Source organism: Mitsuokella sp. oral taxon 131 str. W9106, assembly GCF_000469545.1.
Lineage (GTDB): Bacteria > Bacillota > Negativicutes > Selenomonadales > Selenomonadaceae > AWVT01.
The window spans coordinates 384,538-405,103 of record NZ_KI273058.1; the positions used below are offsets into that span (position 1 = coordinate 384,538).

Sequence of the window (20,566 nt, forward strand, 5' to 3'; positions counted from 1 at the left end):
TAATAAAAAATATATTGCAGCGCGCAAATGGTTGGACAGAAACGCCAACAGAAACGGCAAAGGAGGGCTTCGATGATGAAAGCAGGACAAGTGACAGTGACACTCAGCAATGGCGTGCGGATGCCGATGGAAGGGTTCGGCGTGTATCAGATCGCGGATCCGGCAGAGTGCGCGCAGATGACGGAAGCGGCGATTCGCTGCGGGTATCGCCTCATCGATACGGCGGCGTTTTACGGCAACGAAGAATCGGTCGGCGCGGCGATTCGCACGGCGGGGGTACCGCGTGAGGAACTGTTTGTCACGACGAAGCTCTGGGTTCAGGATATGAGCTACGAAAATGCGGGCAAGGCGTTCGAGACATCGCGCGAAAAGCTTGGGCTCGATTCCATCGACCTCTACCTCATCCATCAGCCGTTCGGCGATTTCTTCAGTGCATGGCGGCGGCTTGAAGAACTTTACCATGAGGGAAAGGTGCGCGCCATCGGCGTATCAAACTTTTTTCCCGCACAGCTCGCCAATTTCTGTGAGACGGTTGCCGTCAAGCCCATGGTCAATCAAGTCGAGCTGCATCCGTTCTTCTGTCAGGAAGCGGCACTTGCGACGATGCAATATTACGGCGTTGCACCGCAGGCTTGGGCGCCGCTTGCGCGCGGCAAGCGCGGCATCTTCGTGCATCCCGTCCTGACGAAGATCGGAGCGCGCTACGGCAAGACCGCAGCACAGGTCGCACTGCGCTGGAATGTGCAGCGCGGGGTCTCCATCATTCCGAAGTCCGCAAACGAGGAGCGCATGGCGCAAAACCTTGCCATTTGGGACTTCCAGTTGACGGATGTCGAGATGGCGGCGATTTCACAGCTGGATATCGGACACAGCGAGATATCGTTCCATGACGATCCCGCCTACGTGCGGCGCATGCATGCGCGAAAAATACACGGCTGACCATGCGCAGTCATGCCATAGGATAAACGAAAGCCACTCAAAAGCAAGCACGGCGCTTCTTTTTGAGTGGCTCTTTCTATACGACGCGTTCACGCGGACGTTCCTGCGTGAGCTGCATTGCGTCTTGTTGGTGCGCTCGGGCAGAGTCGAACTGCCGCTTTCGGCTCCGGAGGCCAACGTCCTATCCACTGGACTACGAGCGCATAGGGAAAGTATACTATAGCCTGCAACCGGCGTCAAGATTCTTTTGCCGGCGCATGCTTGCGCGCGATCCGAAATGCAGCGGTGCCCAAGATGCCGGAGACGATGGATGCAAAGAGGATGCTGATCTTCGCTTGGGCGAGCATGGCTGCGTTGTCAAAGGCGAGAGAGGCGATGAAGATCGACATGGTGAAGCCGATGCCGCCAAGCATGCCGGTTGAGACGATTTGGGCCTTTGGCGCGCTGCCGGGGAGAGCGGCGCCAAAGAGCTTGTTCAAAACGAAGACGGAGCCTGCGATGCCGATGGGCTTGCCGAGACAGAGACCGATGAAGATGCCGAGAAAGATCGGCGAGGCGAGGTCGAACGAGGCGAAGGAAATTGCGACGCCCGCATTGGCGAGCGCGAAGACCGGCATGATGAAGTATGCCGACCACGGCTCGAGCTGATGCTCAAGCTGATGGAGCAGGGAGTCATCGGGATCCTCGGCAATCGGAATCGCGATTCCTAGGAGCACGCCAGCGATCGTCGGATGGATGCCCGCATGGAAGAATGCGAGCCATGCAGTGCCGCCTGCGAGCAGGTAGGCACCCATCGAGCGTACGTCGTAGCGTCCGAGAACGAATGCGGCGGCGAGTGCGAGAATGCCGATGAAGAGCCAAGAGAAGCTCAATGCTGATGTGTAAAAGAGCGCGATGACGATGATCGCGCCGAGATCGTCGACGATGGCGAGCGCCGTCAGAAAGACGACGAGACCCAAAGGCGCGGAACGCGCCGCCATCGTCATGACGCCTAGCGCAAAGGCAATATCCGTCGCCATCGGGATGCCCCAGCCGACAGCCGATGGCGTGCCGCAGTTGATCGCGGTGTATAGGAGCGCAGGCACGATGATGCCGCCGAGCGCTGCCGTGACGGGAAGCAGCGCAGCGCTTTTCGTGCGCAGCTCGCCGTATAAGAATTCGCGCTTGATCTCAAGTCCGATCGCGAAGAAGAAAACGCCCATGAGGCCGTCGTTGATCCAGTGCAGCAGCCCAAGCTCAAGGCGGAAGTCGCCGACACGCACGGCGATCGGCGTATGCAGGATGTGCTCATAGGAAGCCGCGAGCGGTGAATTTGCGAGGAGGATCGCAAGCACCGTGCAGAGGAGCAGCAGGATGCCGCTGCTCGATTCCCAGCGCAGGAACGTCTGAAATGGTTCGATAAAAAAGCGTAGTTTTTTTCGCATGAAATCGGGAGATCCTTTCGATTAAAGTCTACTGCTAAAGTCTACTATAAGGCGATTGCAGCAGTCAAGCGCATCATCCGAAGGTATTTCTTGCGGGAATGCGGGCAGGAATGGTATAATGCGTTTATCGCATTATACTACGGAAAGGAACGAAACTATGGCGAAGAAGAACATTCGCAATTTCTCCATCATTGCCCATATCGACCATGGCAAATCGACGATTGCGGATCGTCTCATTGAATACACGGGAACGCTCAGCGAGCGTGAGATGGAGGCGCAAGTCCTAGACAACATGGAGTTGGAGCGCGAGCGCGGCATCACGATCAAGGCACAGACCGTGCGCCTCGATTACAAGGGCAAGGACGGGCAGATGTACGAGCTCAACCTCATCGACACGCCGGGGCACGTCGACTTTACCTATGAGGTCTCGCGCAGCCTCGCCGCATGCGAAGGCGCATTGCTCGTCGTCGACGCAGCGCAGGGCGTCGAGGCGCAGACGCTTGCGAATGTCTACATGGCGATGGAGCACAACCTCGAAATCGTGCCCGTCATCAACAAGATCGACCTGCCGAGTGCGGATCCCGAACGCGTCAAGCATGAGATCGAGGAGACGATCGGGCTCGACACATCGATTGCCGTCCTCGCGTCGGCGAAGACGGGCATCGGCATCGAAGCGATACTCGATTCGATCGTCGACTACATCCCTGCGCCTGAGGGGGACGAGCATGCGCCGCTCAAAGCACTTATTTTTGATTCGTTCTTTGATTCCTACAAGGGCGTCATCGCACATGTCCGCATCGTTGACGGATATATTGAAACAGGCATGAAGCTCAAGATGATGGCGACGGGCAAGGTCTTCGAGGTCACGGATGTCGGATGCTTCAAGCCGCAGCCTAAGGACATCGGCCATCTCGGTGTCGGCGAAGTCGGCTTCGTCGCAGGTTCGCTGAAAGACGTGCGCGACGTGCGCGTCGGCGATACGATCACCTTGGCAGAAAATCCTGCTGCCGAAGCGCTCCCTGGCTATCGCGGCGTCAATCCAATGGTCTACTGCGGGCTTTACCCCGTCGAGAGCGCGGATTACGACAACCTGAAAGACGCGCTTGAGAAAATGCAGGTCAACGATGCGGCGCTCGTTTTCGAACCGGAGACGTCTGTTGCGCTCGGCTTCGGATTCCGCTGCGGATTCCTTGGACTCCTGCACATGGACGTCATCCAGGAACGCCTTGAGCGCGAGTACAACTTGAAGCTCATCACGACGGCGCCGTCCGTCATATACCACGTCTACAAGACGGACGGTACGATGGTCGAGGTCAGCAACCCGGCGGAGCTTCCGCCCAAGACGAGGATCGATCACATCGAAGAGCCGTACGTCAAGGCGACGGTCATCGTGCCGAGCGATTTCGTCGGCGCCGTCATGGAGATTTCGCAGGAGAAGCGCGGCGAATTCAAGGGCATGGACTACATCGACACGAACCGCGTGCTGCTCACGTATCATATTCCGCTCAACGAGATCATATTCGACTATTTCGACCGCCTGAAGAGCGCGACGCGCGGGTACGCTTCGCTCGACTACGAACTCGCAAGCTATCAGACTTCGCGCCTCGTCAAGGTCGATATCCTCCTGAACGGGGAACCCGTCGACGCACTCTCGACGATCGTGCACAGCGACCGCGCACAGGCACGCGGGCGCCAGCTCGCAGCGAAGCTCAAGGAGCTCATCCCGCAGCAGATGTTCGAGATTCCCATTCAGGCGGCGATCGGCAGCAAGGTCATCGCGCGCGAGAATGTCCGCGCGCGTCGCAAGGACGTCCTCGCGAAGTGCTACGGCGGCGATATTTCGCGCAAGCGCAAGCTGCTCGAAAAGCAGAAGGAAGGCAAAAAGCGCATGAAGGCGGTCGGCAGCGTCGAGATTCCGCAGGAGGCGTTCATGGCCATCCTCAAAATCGACTGATGGCGAGCCCGTCGAAAGGGGGAGGCGCAATCCCAAAGCGATGGGGCGTCTACGTCCACATCCCGTTTTGCCGTCAGAAATGCTTTTACTGCGATTTCGCGTCATTCGCAGGGCGCGAGCGCGATGAAGCGCCGTATATCCGCGCACTGTGCGGTGAGCTTCGGCGTGAGGGCGCGCTTTATCGCAGTCGGTGGGGGGCACCCGCGACCGTTTACATCGGCGGCGGCACGCCGAGCGTCCTGCCGCTCCACTTGATGGAAGAGCTTCTCGTAAATTTGCGGGAAGTTCTTTTTATGGGCGACCCATCCGCGATGGAGGCCGTCGAGTTTACCATCGAGTGCAATCCTGGCACGGTGAGCGAAGCGGGATTTCGCCTTATGCGGCAAGGCGGCGTCAATCGCCTTTCCTTTGGCGTGCAGACGTTTGATGATGCCCTCCTGGAATCTATCGGGCGCATCCATACGGCGCGCGATGCGCGGCAGGGCATCGAATGGGCGCGGGCGGCAGGCTTTCGGAATATCAGCATGGATCTCATCTACGGCCTTCCGACGCAGACGCTTGCGGGCTTTCGGCGGGACATGGAGCAGATGCTCGCGCTCGTGCCCGCGCATATTTCCGTTTACGGCCTGCAAGTCGAAAGCGGCACCGTTTTTGCGCGGTGGCAGGAGGGGGGAAAGCTCCTGCTGCCGGATGAAGCGGAGTGCGAGGCGATGTACGACCTCATGGCCTCGCGCCTGCCTGCGAAAGGGTACGAGCGATACGAGATCTCGAACTTCGCAAAAGCGGGCTGCGAGAGCCGCCATAACCTCTCGTATTGGCAGGACGTTCCCTATCTCGGACTGGGCGCAGCGGCGCATTCGTACCTCGATGGGCAGCGCTACGGCAATGCGGAGCAGATCGAAGCCTACCTCGACGGCGCGGCGGACGGCTCGGCACGCCGGGAGGAAGAGCCTGCGACGCGCGAGATCCAGATGGAAGAGTTCGCCTTTCTCGCCCTGCGCACGTCGCAAGGCATCGAAAAGGAGCGCTTCCAAAAGAAATTCGGCGCGACGCTCGACGCAGTCTACGCCGAAGCGATCCATGCGATGAAAAAAAAAGGATTGCTGCACGAAAGCAAGACGCACGTCACGCTTACACCTCGTGGCATGAAATACGGCAATCTCGTCTTTGCGGCATTTTTGCTTTAAGCGGGCACACGAGACATAGAACGTTTTGCATGCGATTGTATTTTAGTCACAGAAAACGCAGGCGCAAGCGCGTATCCTAAAGAATGGGAAGGGATGAACATGAACAAAATTCAAATCAAGCGCGTCTATGCAGCCCCCGAAGAGTCGGACGGCGTGCGCGTCCTTTGCGACCGTCTTTGGCCGCGCGGCGTCAAGAAGGACGCCCTGAAGTACGACGTTTGGGCGAAAGAAATCACGCCGTCGCCAGAGATCCGCAAGCTTTGGCATCACGGCGAGATGCCGTACGAAGGGTTCTCGGAGGCGTACATCGAGGAGCTCGACGCGAGCGACGGTGCAGCGGCATTCGTGAAAAAGTGCAGGGGCTGGCTCGCTGATCGGAACGTCACATTGCTCTACGGCGCGAAGAATGAGCAGGAAAATCACGCGCTCGTCCTACAGGCGTGGCTCGGCCGCAAGGTCAAGGAATAAAACGCTGGACAATGGATGGACTGGGAAAGGAAAGAAAAGGCGACATGAAGAAAATTACGATGATTCAAATGGAAGGCTGCCCTTACTGCAGGAATGCGCTTCGCGCAATCGAGGCGCTGCGCGGCGAGAACGCGCAGTACGCCGCGGTCGAGATCGAGCACATCGACGAGAATGGGACGCCGGAAAAGACGAAGCCGTTTGCTGGACAGTATTATTACGTGCCGAGCCTCTTTGTGGGCGGCGAGAAGATTTACGAAGCGCAGCCCGGACACGATTACGCTACGGTCAAGGCGGGTGTCGGGAAAGCGTTTGCTGCGGCGATTGCCTGAAGCCAGTTTTTCGGAGGAGCATTTATTTTGAGCATGAAGGTCAAGCTGCTGGAGTACACGCCGGAGCCGGAGCGCGTCGTTGCGATGGCGGCGCGTCTCTGCTACTCGGCGATTGGGGCGGAGGAACTCGCAGAGCGGCTCAGTGAGGAAAAAGTGCGCGAGATGGTGCGCAAGATGGTGAAGCTTGGTCATGCCTCAACGATCGAGCACGTTTCGTTTACATTCGGCATCGAAGGCGTGAGCCGCGTGCTCACGCATCAGCTCGTACGCCACCGCATCGCCTCGTACGATCAGCAGTCGCAGCGATACGTTGCGTCGCATGGGTTCCAGTACATCACGCCGCCGACTATCGCAGGGAATCCCGCCGCGAGCGAAAAGTTCACGGCGCTCATGGAGGAGATTCGCCGCGCCTACGATGCGCTTACAGAGCTTGGCGTGCCGAAGGAGGATGCGCGCTACGTCCTCGCCAATGCCGCCGAGACGAAGATCCTCGTGACGATGAACGCACGGTCCCTGCTGCATTTCTTCAACCTTCGCTGCTGCAACCGCGCTCAGTGGGAGATTCGTGATATGGCATACAGGATGCTCGCCGAGGTCAAGCGGGTCGCGCCGACGCTCTTTCGCAATGCGGGCGCGAGCTGCGTCAACACGGGACGCTGTCCCGAGGGCGATATGACGTGCGGAAAGTTTGCCGAGATGATGAAGCTGCGCGAGAAGGATTGACGAATCAGGATGGATGCGAGAAAGCGGCGCGCGAAACCGACGCGCGGAGAACAAAATGCGCTTCCCGACGATGTGCTCATCGGGCGAAATGCCGTTGCGGAAGCATTGAAAGCAGGGCGCTCCATCAATCGCCTGCTCCTTGCGGGCGGCGACAGGGATGGATCGGTTGCGGAGATTCGCGCGCTCGCAAAGGAGCGCGGCGCCATCTGCCAAACGGTCGAGCGTGCGAAAATCGAGGCGATTGCGGGTGGCCTTCGCCATCAAGGCGTACTCGCCTACGTCGCGCCCGTCGCTTACGCGGAGCTTGACGATATCCTCGCAGCGGCGGAGGAAAAGGGCGAGCCGCCGTTTCTCCTGCTCCTCGACGAGCTCGAGGATCCGCATAATCTCGGCGCGCTCCTGCGCACGGCGGATGCGACGGGCGTGCACGGCGTGCTCATTCCAAAGCGGCGAAGCGTGCCGCTCACGGCGACGGTCGCGAAGACGTCGGCCGGCGCGGTCGAGTACGTGCCTGTCGCGCGCGTCGGCAACATCGCGCAAACCCTCAAAATGCTAAAGGAAAAGGGCTTTTGGGTCGCGGGGGCGGATATGGACGGTCCAGCGACGTGCTGGGAAGCCGACCTCACGGGTGCGCTCGTCCTCGTCGTCGGCAGTGAGGGGCATGGCATGAGCCGCCTCACGCGGGAGCTCTGCGACTTTGTCGTGCGCATGCCGATGGTCGGCAGGATCAACTCGCTCAACGCCTCGGTCGCAGGCTCGATTCTCCTCTACGAGTCCATGCGGCAGCGTCTTGCGAAGAAGGCATAGCATGGCGAAGAAAAAGAGGGAATGCTACATTCTCGATGGATATAACATCATCCACGCATGGCCGGAACTCAGGAAGCGGAGCGGGAACCTTGCGGAAGCACGCCTTGCACTCGTGCATGAGATGGCGGAGTACGGTGCGTTTGAGTCCTTTGACATGATGATCGTATTCGATGCGATGTTCACGGAAGACGAGGGACACGAGGAGATGGTCAATGCGCATACGCATGTGATTTACACGAGGGCGGGCGAGACGGCGGACAGCCGCATCGAGCGGCTCGCCTACGACCTCGTGCGGGCGGGGCGCGAGGTGCACGTCGTCACGTCGGACGGGGCGGAACAGAGCGTCATCCTCGGTGCGGGTGCGTATCGGATTCCCGCGCCTGCATTTCGGAAGACCGTCCGCCGGACGCAGGAGCAGCTGCGGCGCGAATTCGTCGGAAAGACGGCTGCGACGCCGACGGTCGCGCGCCTTGACGTATCGGAGCGACTCGACGCCGCGACGGCAGCAAGGCTCGATGCGCTCCGCAAGGAGAAGGACTAAAGTGGTGCTGTCTTGACGTGACTTTTTAAGAAGAGTATAATGCTTGAAGTAATGCAGGGACCAAGGGACTCAGCAGAGGGGGCAGCAATGGAAGCAGATCCGAATGTAGGCACGATGGACGATTTGTACCGTGCCTATGAAAATCTTACGGATGAGGAAATTCTGCTGATTATCCGCGAAACGAATGACAGGCTGGCGCTCGATTACCTCATCGGAAAGTATCGGACGTTTGTCCGCGCAAAGGCGCGGTCGTACTTTCTGATCGGCGCGGATCGCGAGGACATCATTCAAGAAGGCATGATTGGCTTTTACAAGGCGATCCGCGATTTCCGCAAGGACAAGCTGTCCTCTTTCCGCGCGTTTGCAGAGCTGTGCGTGACGCGTCAGATCATCACGGCGATCAAGACGGCGACGCGGCAGAAACATATCCCGCTCAACACGTATGTATCGCTCAACAAGCCGATTTACGACGAGGACTCCGACCGCACGCTCCTCGATGTCATCTCGGGCATCAAGGTCGCCGATCCGGAGGAACTCGTCATCAGCCAAGAGGAGTTTCTCGATATTGAGAGAAAGATGGAAGAGATTCTCTCCGACCTCGAATGGAAAGTGCTCATGAGCTATCTCGATGGCAAGTCGTACCAAGAGATTGCCGAGAACCTCGACCGCCATGTGAAGTCGATTGACAACGCGCTTCAGCGCGTCAAGCGCAAGCTCGAAAAATACATGGAAAACCGCACGGACGACCTCGACCTCTCGACGATATACCGCGGACTGTCCTCCATCAATCGCCGCCTGCGCGGCGTCGTGGATGACGACGGCATGAAGCATTAAGCGGAAAAGGCCTCCCAACGCCATTTGGGAGGCCTTTTCGTGTATCGGGCCGAAACACCGTTGCGTGCGGGATCAAAAAGACGAGGGCGAACAGCAGGTCCCGCCTGCCAACCAGGACGAAAAGGCGGAAGCAGATGCATCGAAGGCGTAATTCGGCGCAAGCAGATATCGTAGCTCGTTGCGGACATGCGCTTGACAGGTGCGCTCGTTTGTCTTAGAATAGAGCCAAAATTTATTTTAGGAAAATTTATATGGAGGAACAGGTACCATCGCCTACGGGCATGGTTGAAAAGAGAAGCCGGTAAGAGCCGGCGCGGTCCCGCCACTGTGAGGGGAGCGAACCTGCAAGACGTCACTGGAGCACTCTGGGAAGGCGCAGGCGAGCGATGAACCGAGCCAGGAGAACTGCCTGTTTGACAATCACCGTTTGACCTACGAACGATGGGGAAGGGGATTTGCTTTTTGTGCGTGCATCTTGATGCCATGAGCAGGAAGGGCTTTTCTCTTTTGTGGGGGAGAGGCTTTTTTTTGTGGCGTGGATCGATTTAGGCGACCGATCCAATAATAAGTAGGAGGATTTTCTATGGAAGCAATATCGACGGGCATCGCGTTTTTCCACAAGGGCGGCTTTATCATGTACGTGCTTCTTATCTGCTCGGTCTTTGTCATGACGATTGGCATTGAACGTGCGATGTATTTCTCGCGCACGGATACGGGGCGCGCCTTTGCAAGGGCATTTTACAAGTGTATGGCAAATCACGACATTGCGGGAGCGCAGAAGCTCGCCGAAGACCACCGCGGCGCGCTTGCCAATATCCTGTTTACGGCGATGAAGCTCGCGCGAAAGGATGCGGATCAGGTCTCTTCCTACATGGAGATCCAGTCCGGCATCGTCCTCTCGAAGCTTCGGAAGCGGCTCTACTACCTCAGCGTCATCGTGACAATGGCACCGCTCCTGGGGCTTCTCGGCACGATCAGCGGCATGATTTCGGCATTTTCCATCTTCAACCTCGACTCCGGGCAGGCATCCGCGATAACGGGCGGTGTCGGCGAGGCTCTGATTGCGACGGCTATGGGGCTTTGCGTCGCCATCATCGCGCTTGCCGTGCACGCATATTTCGTGCAGCGTATCGAGAACATTGTGACGGACATGGAGCAGTGCTTCTCGCTCGTCGAGAGCGCGAAGGGGGAGCTCGCCTCTCCTGAGGGGGCAGCGCGATGAGGCTCAGGGACCGAAAGGGATTCACGCGCCCGGAGATCATCATCATCCCGATGATCGACATCATGTTCTTCCTGCTCGTGTTCTTCATGCTCAGCACGCTCTACATGGTGAACATCAAGACGGTTGATGTCCATATGCCGAAGGCGGCGAATGTGGAGACGCAGATGCGTGTGACGTACGTGGTCACGATGAAGAAGGACGGAAGTCTCTACCTGGAGGATCAGCCCATCGCGGAGGCGACCTTGCTTGCGCGTGCCAAGGCGGAAAATGCGCGAAACGCGAAGTTTGCGCTCGTCCTGCGGGCCGATTCGGGACTCGACTACGGCAAGGTCTACGCGCTGCTCGACCGCTGCAAGGGCGCCGGCATCACGCGCGTGGGACTGGCGGGCGAAAGTGCGGGGGGCAAGTGACGCATGGAACGCTCATGGGATAAATACAAGGCGCTGCTTGCGGCGCTCGGCGTGCATCTCCTCCTTTTCCTCCTTGCGGCGGCGTTTGGCGTTTTCCCCGTGGCAAAGACGCAGCAGGCGCAGGACGACGTCGAGGTCGCCGTATTGGATGAGACGCCGGACGAGGGAAGCGAGGGAGGCGGTTCGCCGCCTGAGACACCGGCGACACCAGCCACAGATCCGGTTGTGATCCCGGATAAGACCCTTCCGCCAACGGAAGATACGCCTGCGCAAGATGAGAAGGCGAGCCAGGCGCATGAGGCGCAAAAGGGAAGCCCCTTTGGGCGCGGTGGCGAGGGAGGCGGCGAAGACACGGGAACGGGAAACGCCAAGGGACCGGGCACGGGCGGAAACGGAGGCGGCATCCAAAAGACCGAACCGCCGCCCCCGCCACCGCCGCCACCGCCGCCTGCACCAGAGCCGCCGTCACCGCCTGCGCCGCCTAAGGAACGCATCCAAGCGAGCCTTCGCGCGGAGGCACGACCCGAGTACCCGCCGGAGCTCATCGACGAGGATGTGGAAGGAAGTGTCACGATCAAGATCTTCGTCGCAGCGGACGGCACGGTCGAAGACGTTCGGGTCATTTCGTCCTCCGGCTACGCTGCCATGGACAATGCGGCTGTCGCGGCGGGCTACCGCTTCACCTTCAACCCGGGGGACGGCGGCGCGCGCGGCACGTGGACGAAGACGTTCTATTTCCATTTGGAATGAAGCCGAAAGCGCAATCATGTGGGACGGGATTGGCAGAATGAAATTCTAGGAGAGAAGGTTTTATGATGCAGAAACGAAAGCTATTGGCGCTTGCCGCCGCCACCGTGTGGACGGCATCCGCCGCACCTGCATGGGCGCAGTCCATGCAGGCGGACAAGCCCGCGGGGCAGCAGGCCGTCGCAGACACGGCAGAGCGGACGCCCGCTGCCGCGCCTGCGGAAAAGGAGCAGCATGCTGCCGACGCGGCGGCAGCATCCCATGACCATCATTTGGGCGATACTGTCGTGACGGCGACGCGGCGCATGAAGCGCGATCTCGACGTTCCGGCCGCGACCATGATCATCACGGGGGAGGCCATCCGTGAAAGCGGCGCGTCGGATGCAGCGGAGGCACTCGCAAAGGTCAATGGATTCACCTATAAATCGTTTGGCGCAAACGGCGCTTCGATGGGGACGATGGTCAATGAGCTCAGCGTGCGCGGCTTCAAGAGCGGCACGCTCGTGCTCCTAAACGGCAACCCGATTTCGTGGCGCGGCAAGTACAACCTCGACCAGATCCCGGCGGATTCCATCGAGCGCATCGAGGTCGTCAAGGGGGCGGGCTCCGTTCTCTACGGCAGCGATGCGATGAGCGGCATCGTGAACATCATCACGAAGAAGGGTGCAGAGAACACGGTGCATGCCGGCTTCGGCAATTTCGGGCAGCGGGAGTATGGCGTGCGCATCGGAGACAAACGTTTCAGCGCCTACTATAACAGCGACAAGTGGGGGCATCAGAATGACGTTGCCGAGTCGGATGTCCGGGCGAGCGGATTAAAGGGTTCCATGCGCACCGACCTGCGCGATGCAGAAAAGACGAGTGCAGGCCTTACGTATCGGTTCAACTCCCATCTCGATTTTCTTTTTGGCTACTATGAGACGGAGGCGACCTATCTGCGTTTCATCGACCGCGTGGATCAAACGGCGTACGGCGTTCACGCCGGTGATCCATACCATGTGCGCCACTATACGACACAGCAGTATATTACCCAACTCAATTACCATGACCGCAAGTGGAAGGGCAGCCTCTACTTCAATACGGGAACCGTGGGGGCGAAAGGGCGGACGGACATCAACTCCAAGACGGGCCAGAAGACGCCCGGCGGTTGGTACGAGACGCGCGAGCGCAATCAAACGTACGGCGCGAAACTGCAGCGCACGTGGAAACTATCCCCCAAATCGACCGCCGTGCTCGGCCTGGACATGGAGCATGAGACATACGCATCGCTTCTTGCCCCCTCGACGGCAAACGCGGCGCGCTACATGCGAAACAACTGGGGCGCATTCGGCCAGTGGGAGCAGAAGTTCACCGCGCGCGACACGGGGATCATCGGCGTGCGGGAGACGTGGACGACGGCTGCAGCACGTGATGAGAATTACCATAACTTCAGCGCTTCCGGGCAGTGGCTGCACAAGCTCGACCGCGAAAACAGCCTCTATCTTTCCGCCAGCCAGTCCTTCATCATGCCGACATTCGCGCAGATGTACGGGGAGAGCAGCCGCCATGCACCCGCTCCGGATCTAAGGCCACAGACGGGCGTCACCTACGAGCTCGGCTGGAAGGCAAGGCATGCGGGGCATACGTGGAAGGCGGCGCTCTTTCACATGCGCGTGAAGGACAATATCACGCCGCACTGGGTGGGGGCGCGAGCGGAGTACCAATACACGAACGAGGATTTCCGCAATACGGGACTGGAGCTTTCGTGCGAGACGCAGGGGAGACACGGCTTTTCGTGGAACTGGGGGCTCACGTGGCAGAACCCCGAGACGCGGGCAAAGGGCGCGGACTGGGAACGCACCTTTGGCAAGCTGCAGCTCACGGGCGGCGTTCTCTACAAGAAGGGAAAATGGAGCTCCGCGCTAAATGCTTCCTATCTCGCGAGCCGCGTGCAGTCACCGCTGCACGATCCCACTTACCCATGCAGGCCGTACCTCTTGACGAGCTGGAGCACAGCGTACCATCCCGACGCGAGGAGCGAGATCCGTTTGACCGTGGACAATGTGCTCGACCGCGCGGACGTGACTTCGCACACGGGCGCGAACTACCGCGTCGCACCGACGAGCTGGATGCTGAGCTGCAACTACGTCTTTTGAGCGGGAAAGGGCTGTGCCGTGGAAGAGGGGCGTGTTCCTGCGGGAAAGGGTGAGGCCATGGACATTCGCGTAGAGGATTTGGAGAAGTCGCTCGACGGCAGGAAGATCATCGAGCATATCCATCTCGCGGCAAGGGACAGGGAAACCGTCGGCATCATCGGCCCGAACGGCAGCGGCAAGAGCACGCTCCTGAAGTGCATCTACCGCGTGCTCGAACCGGAGAAGGGAAAGGTATTCTTAGGCAGCGAGGAACTGAAGGAACTCTCGGTGCGCGAGTCGGCACAGCGGCAGGCCGTGCTCGCGCAGCACCATAGCACGGGCTTTGACTTTACCGTACTGGAGGTCGTGCTCATGGGCAGAAGCCCCTACAAGGGCCTATTGGAACGGTACAATGAGGAGGACTTTGCGCTCGCGCGCAAGTACCTCGCGTTTACGGGCATGGAGCGGTTTGCCAAAAGCTCGTTTGCGACGCTTTCGGGCGGCGAGCAGCAGCGCGTGATGCTCGCGCGTGCGCTCACGCAGGCGACGCCGTGCCTTATTTTGGATGAGCCGACGAACCATTTGGACATCCGCTGCCAGCTTCAGGTCATGGAAAACGTGCGGCAGATGCATCTGACGGTAATCGCCGCCATCCATGACCTGAATATTGCCGCCGCCTACTGCGACCGGCTGATTGCCATGCAGCATGGGCGTATCATCCGCGAGGGCACGCCGAAGGATCTCTTGACGGAAGCGTTCCTCTACGAGCTTTACGGCGTCCATGCGCGCATCGTGGAGCTAGGCGATGGCACGGTCGTGATTTCGTATCGTCTTTAAGGGAGGAATCCATCATGATGGAAAAGGAATGGCTGGTGGGAAATCCGCATCTTTCAGCGGATCGGATGCGCCCCATCGAGGAGCGTATTCCAAGCGGGAAGAAGGAGGTGCTGGAGGGACTCCTGCGCGCGCGGGAACTTCTAGGCGAGTCGTGCTACCAAACGCACCTTGCGCCCTTGCAGGGCCTCGCAAAGGACGGTACGACGCTCCTCGTCACGGTACGCACCGCTAGGGAGCGAACCCTGCTCATAAAAGCCTGCATGCCTGCACTGAAGGAAGCGTTCGGCGCGAAGATCGTAAAAGTCGTTGCAATCTGATGGCAGGATAATGGAAAAGGGAAAGGATTCAAATTGAAGATGCACAAGAGGATTCAGAGGGATAAGAAGGCAGTTCTGGCTGTTGCCGTTTCGTGCATGGCCTTTGGCATAGGCGGCATGACGCAGGCATTTGCAGCGCAGGGCGCAGAAGAGCGCGCGCAAAAGATGGAAGCGGACATGGAAGTGCCGAAGGATCCGGCACAAGCGCAGGGAAGCGATGCATACGATCTCGGCAGCACGGTGATATCGGCGGATCGCCATAAGATACGGAATCCCTATACGACGGGCGGCGATGTCAACGTCATCACGCGCCGCGACATCGAGAAGCACAATGATTCGACCGTGCAGGATGCCTTGCAGCGGATTCCCGGCGTGCGCATCTCGACGCCGGGGTACCGCGGCGGGGAGTACGGCTTTGAGTCGTTCAACACGGAGTTCACGATCAACGGCGAGGGGAGCATTGTCGTCCTCGTGGACGGCAGCCGCGTCGATAACGATGCGAATGCCTTTGCCGGCAACAAGTCGCGCGTTAATCTCGCCACGCTGCCTGGCATCGACGACGTTGAGCAGATCGAGGTCATCAAGGGAAGCGGCGCAGCGATCTACGGCGCGGATGCCGCAGGCGGCGTCATCTCCATCACGACGCGCCGCGGCACGAAGGAGCCGCGCACGGCGCTGAACCTCTCGACTGGGTCTTGGGGACATCATCGCGCTTCGCTCACGCATACGGGGGCGGATGCGAGCGGCACGCTTCGCTACGCCCTTTCCATGAGCCGTGAGATGAGCGGGGATACGGCGTATCAGGATGCGTATACGGGGACGTCGCAGCGGTTTGACAATACGCATTACCAGAGCAACAACCTTTCTTTTGGCGTGAGCAAGGATTTCGACGCACAGCACAGCCTGTTGCTTCGTTACTACCATGCCGACGAGACGGCGCATTACCCCATCACGGCGCCGGACTACCGCACGATGGGATCCTTTTATAGCGGCACGATGGCGCCCGTGAACGCGGCGACGCATCGCTATGTCGGGCTAAGCAGCAGGATACCGGGCTATCGCAATATCTTTCTCTACGATGCGTGGCTCGGCTCGCATGACGAGACGCGGACGAACAATGCGTCGCTTCGGTATGTCTTTGGCAAGACGGATGAGGGAGCGGAGAGCTTCGTGCACCTATTCCGCAATTACACGCGCTACAATATGACGGACTATGCGGGAATATGGAACGTGCCGTATCCGTATATCGGTGCGTTTTGGGATCACGCAAAGGCATATCCGGGCCAGCATGAGGACATCGAGCAGACGACGGGCGCGTCCGTCCAGCTTGCCAGGCGTATCGGCAGGCATAGCCTGACGGGCGGCGTCCATTTCCGCAAGAGCGAGTACGAGGGGCATTCGCCGGATGGGACGAGCGATACGAGCCGTACGATGCTTGATCTGTACCTGCAGGACAAGATGCGCCTCGGCGATAAGTTCGTTTTGACGCCTGGTCTCGTATACACGCATTACGGCAGCGGGCGTTATGAGGGCACGCATTTTGCTTCCGCAGGGAAGCTGACCGGCTCGCTTTACGGCAGCTACGATTTCGACCGAAATTCCAATGCATACTTCTCCGCCGTACAGATTTTCAAGCCGGTGACGGGACTGGATCGTTCGCGGCAGTTTGCGGGAGACGTCCTGCAGGACGAGACGGGCTGGAGCTATACGGTTGGGGCAAGCCGTAAGTTCACGCCGCGCGACAGCGCTGAAATCAACTACGGCGTGACCGATATGGACAATGCCATTGGCCGCTACAGCATCCATGACGGCATGCAGTGGAGACGGTATTCGGTCAATGCCAAGCGCAGAAAGCAAGCCTTGAATCTCGCGTATACGCATCATTTTGGCAAGGCATGGTCGCTTGGCACATCCTACAGTTGGGTCCATGAGACCTTCTCGACAAAGCGCGTGCGCCGCAATCCGGACGGAACGAATCCCGATGATTTCATCAATGCCTACCGCCCGCGCAACATTTACCGCACGCATCTGACGTACGACCGCAATCGATGGTTTGCGGATCTTTCCTACACGATTTATTCCGGCAATGATACGCGATTCTTTTCCGACTCGCACTTCGACCTGCTCGACCTCTCGCTGAACTATCAAGCGGGCAAGGATTGGCAGATTTACCTGAATGGATACAATCTCTTGAACACGGCGTACGAAACGAGAGGCTTGGCGGCCTATGGGCCTGGCGCCCTGCCGGAAGCAGGACGCAGCTTCATGCTCGGCGCGAAATACACATTCTGATGGGGCGGTGGTTGATGGGAAGATGCGCTTCTTTTGGCATGATCATGCTCGTCTGCCTCGCCTCCTCCGGCTGTCTCTTCGGCGGCGAGATGCCTTCTCCTCCCGAAGTAGGAGGCATCTCGGTCATGACGTACGATTCGGCAGGCAAGGAACGGCAGGAGGTGTTTGCGCATCCGCCGCAGCGCGTCGTCGCCATTTGGCAGAACGATGTGGAGACCGTGCTCGCCTTAGGCGCGGGAGGAGCTCTTGTCGCGGCAGTCGGCGTGCCGTACACGGAATGCCTGCTGCCCGAATACCGAGACGCGTATGCACGGATTCCCCTGCGTCAGATGGAAATGCCAAGCGTGGAGGAGCTTCTGATGCTGAGGCCAGACCTCATCCTGGGCTGGTATTCCACCTTCTCCGACCGCGTGGCGAAATCGACAGACTTTTGGCAGGCGCGCGGCATCCATACCTATATGCCCGCCTCCTCCATGGGCAGAAAGGGCAAACATACCATTGCGGGCGAATGCCGTTATATCCTCGACCTCGGATGCATCCTAGGCAAGGAGGCGCGCGCGGAGGAACTCGTCCAAAAGATGCGGGAGGAGATTCGCTACGTGCAGGCCCGCACGCAGGGGAGGGCACGTCCGCGCACGCTCATCATCGAGCGCATGGGAAACCAGTTCATGAGCTACGGGGCGGACACGCTCGCTGCGGACATCCTGCGCCATGTGAACGGCGAGCCTCTCTCCTACGATCGCTACATTGGCTTTGAGCAGGTCGTCGAGGCGAACCCGAATGTCGTTTTTCTCATCGTGAGCGAGAACCGCTACAAGGAGGCGGAGGCAATCCGGCAGGATTTTTTGGAAGACCCCGCGTTTCAGGATGTGCGGGCCGTGCAGGAAGGCAGGGTCTATGTCCTGCCGCTCTACCTAGTCTATGCGAGTGCGACGCGCACCTATGATGGAATCCGCGCCATGGCGCAGGGGCTTTACCCGGATCTTTACGAGGGGGCGCGAAGATGAGTGCAGATGGAAGGCGGCGGATGCTCTTTTTGCTTTTGCTCGCTGTGCTTATCGCGGAGCTGTTTCTCTGCCTCGGCATCGGCTCGGCGCATCTTGGCTACGATGCCATATACGCGGCTGTGCGGGAAGGGATTTTCAGCCCGGTTTCCGTGACCGCGCCCAGGCAGGGCCCCGTGCACGACATCGTTTGGATGCTGCGCATGCCGCGCCTTTTGCTCGCGGCGTGCACGGGGGCGGGGCTTGCGGCCGTCGGCGTCGTCATGCAGGCCATCGTCCGGAATCCTTTGGCAGATCCCTATATCCTAGGCGTATCCTCGGGCGCGTCCCTTGGTGCGGCGGCTGCGATCCTCTTAGGTGTCGGCGCGTGGCTCGGCACGAATTTCGTCGGCATGGCGGCGTTTTGCGGTGCGCTTGGCGTCTCGCTGCTCGTGCTCCTCGTGGCGAATCTCCGCGGTGCGGCAGATCCCGTTCGGCTGCTGCTCGCGGGCATGGCGCTCTCCGCCGCATGTTCAGCGGTTTCGAGCTTCCTCATCTATTTCGCGAACGACAGGAGCGGCGTGCAGTCCATCGTCTTTTGGCTCATGGGCAGTTTTGCGGGCGCGCGCTGGGATATGATGGCGGCGATCACCCTCGTGACGCTGCTCGGCATCCTGTTCTTTTGGACGCAGGGCACAGTGCTCGATCTCATGCTTTTAGGCGATGCCGAGGCCGTGACGCTTGGCCGGGATCTCAAGCGGTACCGCGCGCTTTATTTGGTGCTGGGCTCGCTTATCATCGGCTTTCTCGTCTATGCGGCGGGCATGATTGGCTTCGTCGGGCTCATCGTGCCGCATGCCGTGCGCTTCTTCACGGGCGCGGGGCATCGTGCGCTCCTGCCGCTTGCGAGTGTCACGGGCGCGATTCTCATGGTCGGTGCGGACGCGCTCGCACGCAGCCTGATCCCGCGCACGGAAATCCCCGTCGGGCTCATCATCTCTCTGATCGGTGCGCCGGTCTTTGTCTACCTGATCGTTCGGCGCAGGTACAGTTTCGGCCGCAGGGAATAGGCCCGTATGGGATGGGTTTGCCTTGCGGGGGAGGGCTTGACAAAAGGAGGTGTTTGGCATAGAATATAATCGAAATTTATCTTCAGATAAATTTCAGGTTTTGGAACAGGTACTGTCGCCATGGACGATGGTTGAAAAGAGAAGCCGGTAAGAAGCCGGCGCGGTCCCGCCACTGTGAGGGGAGCGAACCTGCAAGACGTCACTGGAGCACTCTGGGAAGGCGCAGGCGAGCGATGAACCGAGCCAGGAGAACTGCCTGTTCGAAAGTCACCGTTACACCTGCGAGCGATGGGGAGGGGACTGCTGGAGAAGAGCCCGGCCTTTCCTTCGCGTACAGGAAAGGCTGTTTTTATGATTGGGAGGAATTCGGATGAACAAGAAGAGGATGCTCGCCGCTGCTATCGCGTGTGCCACGCTGTTTGGCGTTTCGGCGCAGAGCGAGGCGGCATACCAGCTCAATCCAGAGGTCAAGGACGCGACGATGGCATTAAAGTCCGCATCTGAGATCGGCGTCCTGAAGTACGAGAACCAAGAGATGCAAAATCTGCCGGACAAGGACGCGATCGTCGTCATGACGTTCGGCACGACGTTCAAGGACACGCGCGCGAAGACGATCGATGCGACGGTGGACGCTATAAAGGCGGCGCATCCCGGCGTGAAGGTCGTCACGGCGTACACGAGCCACATCATCATCGACCGCGTCAAGGCGAAGGAGGGCATCACGTACCCGACGCCTGAGGAGGCGCTCGACCAGCTCAAGGCAGATGGCTACACGCGTGTCGCACTCGCGTCGCTCGATGTCATCCCCGGCATGGAATACCAGTACGACAAGGGCGTATTCGAGAACTACAAGAAGAATTTCAAGAAGATGACACTCGGCACGTCGCTGATGTACTGGCAGGGGCAGGAAAATCAGGCGGATGACGTGACGGAGACGCTAAAAGCGCTTTCCACACAGTTCCCCGAGCTTGGCAAGGAGGATGCCCTCCTCATCATGGCGCACGGCACGCCGCAGGTCTCGAATGCTTACTACTCTGTCATTCAGGCGAAGATCGATGAGATGGGCTACAAGAACGTATTCGTCTACACGGTCGAGGGCTGGCCAAGCCTGGAGACGGTGATGCCGAAGCTCAAGAAAAACGGCATCAAGCACGTCACGCTCATGCCGATCATGATGGTCGCAGGCGACCATGCGAACAATGATATGGCAGGCGCGGATCCCGGTTCGCACAAGTCGATCCTGGAAGCCGCAGGATACAAGGTGGACGCCTACATCCACGGCATCGGCGAGAACAAGGCCATCCAAGGTCTCTACGTCCGTCGCGCAAACGATGCGTGGGATGCCCTGGAAAAGTAAGAAAGATCATT

20 protein-coding genes, 1 tRNA gene and 2 riboswitches are annotated in these 20,566 nt (G+C 59.2%); of the genes, 19 read left to right on the forward strand and 2 right to left on the reverse strand.

The window, feature by feature from the left end; translation table 11 throughout:
• Nucleotides 1–72 precede the first annotated feature (72 nt).
• On the forward strand, nt 73–939 hold the full coding sequence (locus HMPREF1985_RS06255) for an aldo/keto reductase (RefSeq protein WP_231385169.1): 867 nt from the start codon (nt 73–75) through the stop codon (nt 937–939).
• Between the two features lie 128 nt (nt 940–1,067).
• Here the strand turns inward: HMPREF1985_RS06255 and HMPREF1985_RS06260 are convergent.
• A tRNA-Arg gene (locus HMPREF1985_RS06260) sits at nt 1,068–1,142 on the reverse strand.
• 33 nt (nt 1,143–1,175) lie between these two features.
• A complete protein-coding gene (gene nhaA, locus HMPREF1985_RS06265) occupies nt 1,176–2,363 on the reverse strand; it encodes a Na+/H+ antiporter NhaA (RefSeq protein WP_021771688.1) in 1,188 nt (395 codons plus the stop codon).
• A gap of 157 nt (nt 2,364–2,520) precedes the next feature.
• Between nhaA and lepA the strand changes: the two genes are divergently transcribed.
• From lepA to HMPREF1985_RS06355, 18 genes are all read left to right on the forward strand, one after another.
• On the forward strand, nt 2,521–4,317 hold the full coding sequence (lepA, locus tag HMPREF1985_RS06270) for a translation elongation factor 4 (protein WP_021771689.1): 1,797 nt from the start codon (nt 2,521–2,523) through the stop codon (nt 4,315–4,317).
• Nucleotides 4,317–5,504, forward strand: coding sequence for a radical SAM family heme chaperone HemW (hemW, locus tag HMPREF1985_RS06275; RefSeq protein WP_021771690.1), 1,188 nt, complete (start codon nt 4,317–4,319; stop codon nt 5,502–5,504). The genes lepA and hemW overlap by 1 nt, the downstream gene beginning before the upstream one ends.
• A gap of 99 nt (nt 5,505–5,603) precedes the next feature.
• Nucleotides 5,604–5,972, forward strand: a complete 369-nt coding sequence (locus HMPREF1985_RS06280; RefSeq protein WP_040637293.1) for a DUF488 domain-containing protein — start codon at nt 5,604–5,606, stop codon at nt 5,970–5,972.
• A gap of 44 nt (nt 5,973–6,016) precedes the next feature.
• A complete protein-coding gene (locus HMPREF1985_RS06285; RefSeq protein ID WP_040637295.1) occupies nt 6,017–6,301 on the forward strand; it encodes a glutaredoxin domain-containing protein in 285 nt (94 codons plus the stop codon).
• A 33-nt stretch (nt 6,302–6,334) separates the two neighbouring features.
• Nucleotides 6,335–7,024, forward strand: a complete 690-nt coding sequence (gene thyX / locus HMPREF1985_RS06290) for an FAD-dependent thymidylate synthase (RefSeq protein ID WP_021771693.1) — start codon at nt 6,335–6,337, stop codon at nt 7,022–7,024.
• A 9-nt stretch (nt 7,025–7,033) separates the two neighbouring features.
• Nucleotides 7,034–7,831: a 23S rRNA (guanosine(2251)-2'-O)-methyltransferase RlmB gene (gene rlmB, locus HMPREF1985_RS06295; protein WP_021771694.1), complete on the forward strand. Its 798-nt coding sequence runs from the start codon at nt 7,034–7,036 to the stop codon at nt 7,829–7,831.
• Between the two features lies 1 nt (nt 7,832).
• On the forward strand, nt 7,833–8,372 hold the full coding sequence (locus HMPREF1985_RS06300) for an NYN domain-containing protein (protein ID WP_021771695.1): 540 nt from the start codon (nt 7,833–7,835) through the stop codon (nt 8,370–8,372).
• A gap of 87 nt (nt 8,373–8,459) precedes the next feature.
• A complete protein-coding gene (gene sigH, locus HMPREF1985_RS06305; protein ID WP_040637234.1) occupies nt 8,460–9,206 on the forward strand; it encodes an RNA polymerase sporulation sigma factor SigH in 747 nt (248 codons plus the stop codon).
• 244 nt (nt 9,207–9,450) lie between these two features.
• A riboswitch (cobalamin riboswitch) is annotated at nt 9,451–9,634 on the forward strand.
• 155 nt (nt 9,635–9,789) lie between these two features.
• Nucleotides 9,790–10,428, forward strand: a complete 639-nt coding sequence (locus tag HMPREF1985_RS06310; protein ID WP_021771698.1) for a MotA/TolQ/ExbB proton channel family protein — start codon at nt 9,790–9,792, stop codon at nt 10,426–10,428.
• On the forward strand, nt 10,425–10,838 hold the full coding sequence (locus HMPREF1985_RS06315) for an ExbD/TolR family protein (RefSeq protein ID WP_021771699.1): 414 nt from the start codon (nt 10,425–10,427) through the stop codon (nt 10,836–10,838). Before HMPREF1985_RS06310 ends, HMPREF1985_RS06315 begins: the two co-directional genes overlap by 4 nt.
• Before the next feature lie 3 nt (nt 10,839–10,841).
• Nucleotides 10,842–11,588: a TonB family protein gene (locus HMPREF1985_RS06320; protein ID WP_021771700.1), complete on the forward strand. Its 747-nt coding sequence runs from the start codon at nt 10,842–10,844 to the stop codon at nt 11,586–11,588.
• Between the two features lie 65 nt (nt 11,589–11,653).
• Nucleotides 11,654–13,720 carry a TonB-dependent receptor plug domain-containing protein gene (locus HMPREF1985_RS06325; RefSeq protein ID WP_081695813.1) on the forward strand — a complete coding sequence of 689 codons (2,067 nt, stop codon included), beginning with the start codon at nt 11,654–11,656 and terminating at the stop codon, nt 13,718–13,720.
• A gap of 57 nt (nt 13,721–13,777) precedes the next feature.
• The gene (locus HMPREF1985_RS06330) at nt 13,778–14,536 is read left to right on the forward strand and encodes an ABC transporter ATP-binding protein (RefSeq protein ID WP_040637297.1); all 759 of its coding nucleotides are present in this window, start codon (nt 13,778–13,780) and stop codon (nt 14,534–14,536) included.
• 14 nt (nt 14,537–14,550) lie between these two features.
• Nucleotides 14,551–14,853, forward strand: coding sequence for a hypothetical protein (locus tag HMPREF1985_RS06335; RefSeq protein WP_021771703.1), 303 nt, complete (start codon nt 14,551–14,553; stop codon nt 14,851–14,853).
• Nucleotides 14,854–14,892: 39 nt separating this feature from the next.
• Nucleotides 14,893–17,145 (forward strand): TonB-dependent receptor plug domain-containing protein, encoded by a 2,253-nt coding sequence (locus tag HMPREF1985_RS06340; protein WP_021771704.1) that lies wholly within the window; start codon nt 14,893–14,895, stop codon nt 17,143–17,145.
• A 14-nt stretch (nt 17,146–17,159) separates the two neighbouring features.
• Nucleotides 17,160–18,152: an ABC transporter substrate-binding protein gene (locus HMPREF1985_RS06345; RefSeq protein ID WP_196805333.1), complete on the forward strand. Its 993-nt coding sequence runs from the start codon at nt 17,160–17,162 to the stop codon at nt 18,150–18,152.
• Nucleotides 18,149–19,198, forward strand: coding sequence for a FecCD family ABC transporter permease (locus HMPREF1985_RS06350; protein ID WP_021771706.1), 1,050 nt, complete (start codon nt 18,149–18,151; stop codon nt 19,196–19,198). Before HMPREF1985_RS06345 ends, HMPREF1985_RS06350 begins: the two co-directional genes overlap by 4 nt.
• A 90-nt stretch (nt 19,199–19,288) precedes the next feature.
• Nucleotides 19,289–19,473, forward strand: a riboswitch (cobalamin riboswitch).
• A 95-nt stretch (nt 19,474–19,568) separates the two neighbouring features.
• On the forward strand, nt 19,569–20,555 hold the full coding sequence (locus tag HMPREF1985_RS06355; protein ID WP_021771707.1) for a sirohydrochlorin cobaltochelatase: 987 nt from the start codon (nt 19,569–19,571) through the stop codon (nt 20,553–20,555).
• The last annotated feature ends 11 nt before the right edge of the window (nt 20,556–20,566 follow it).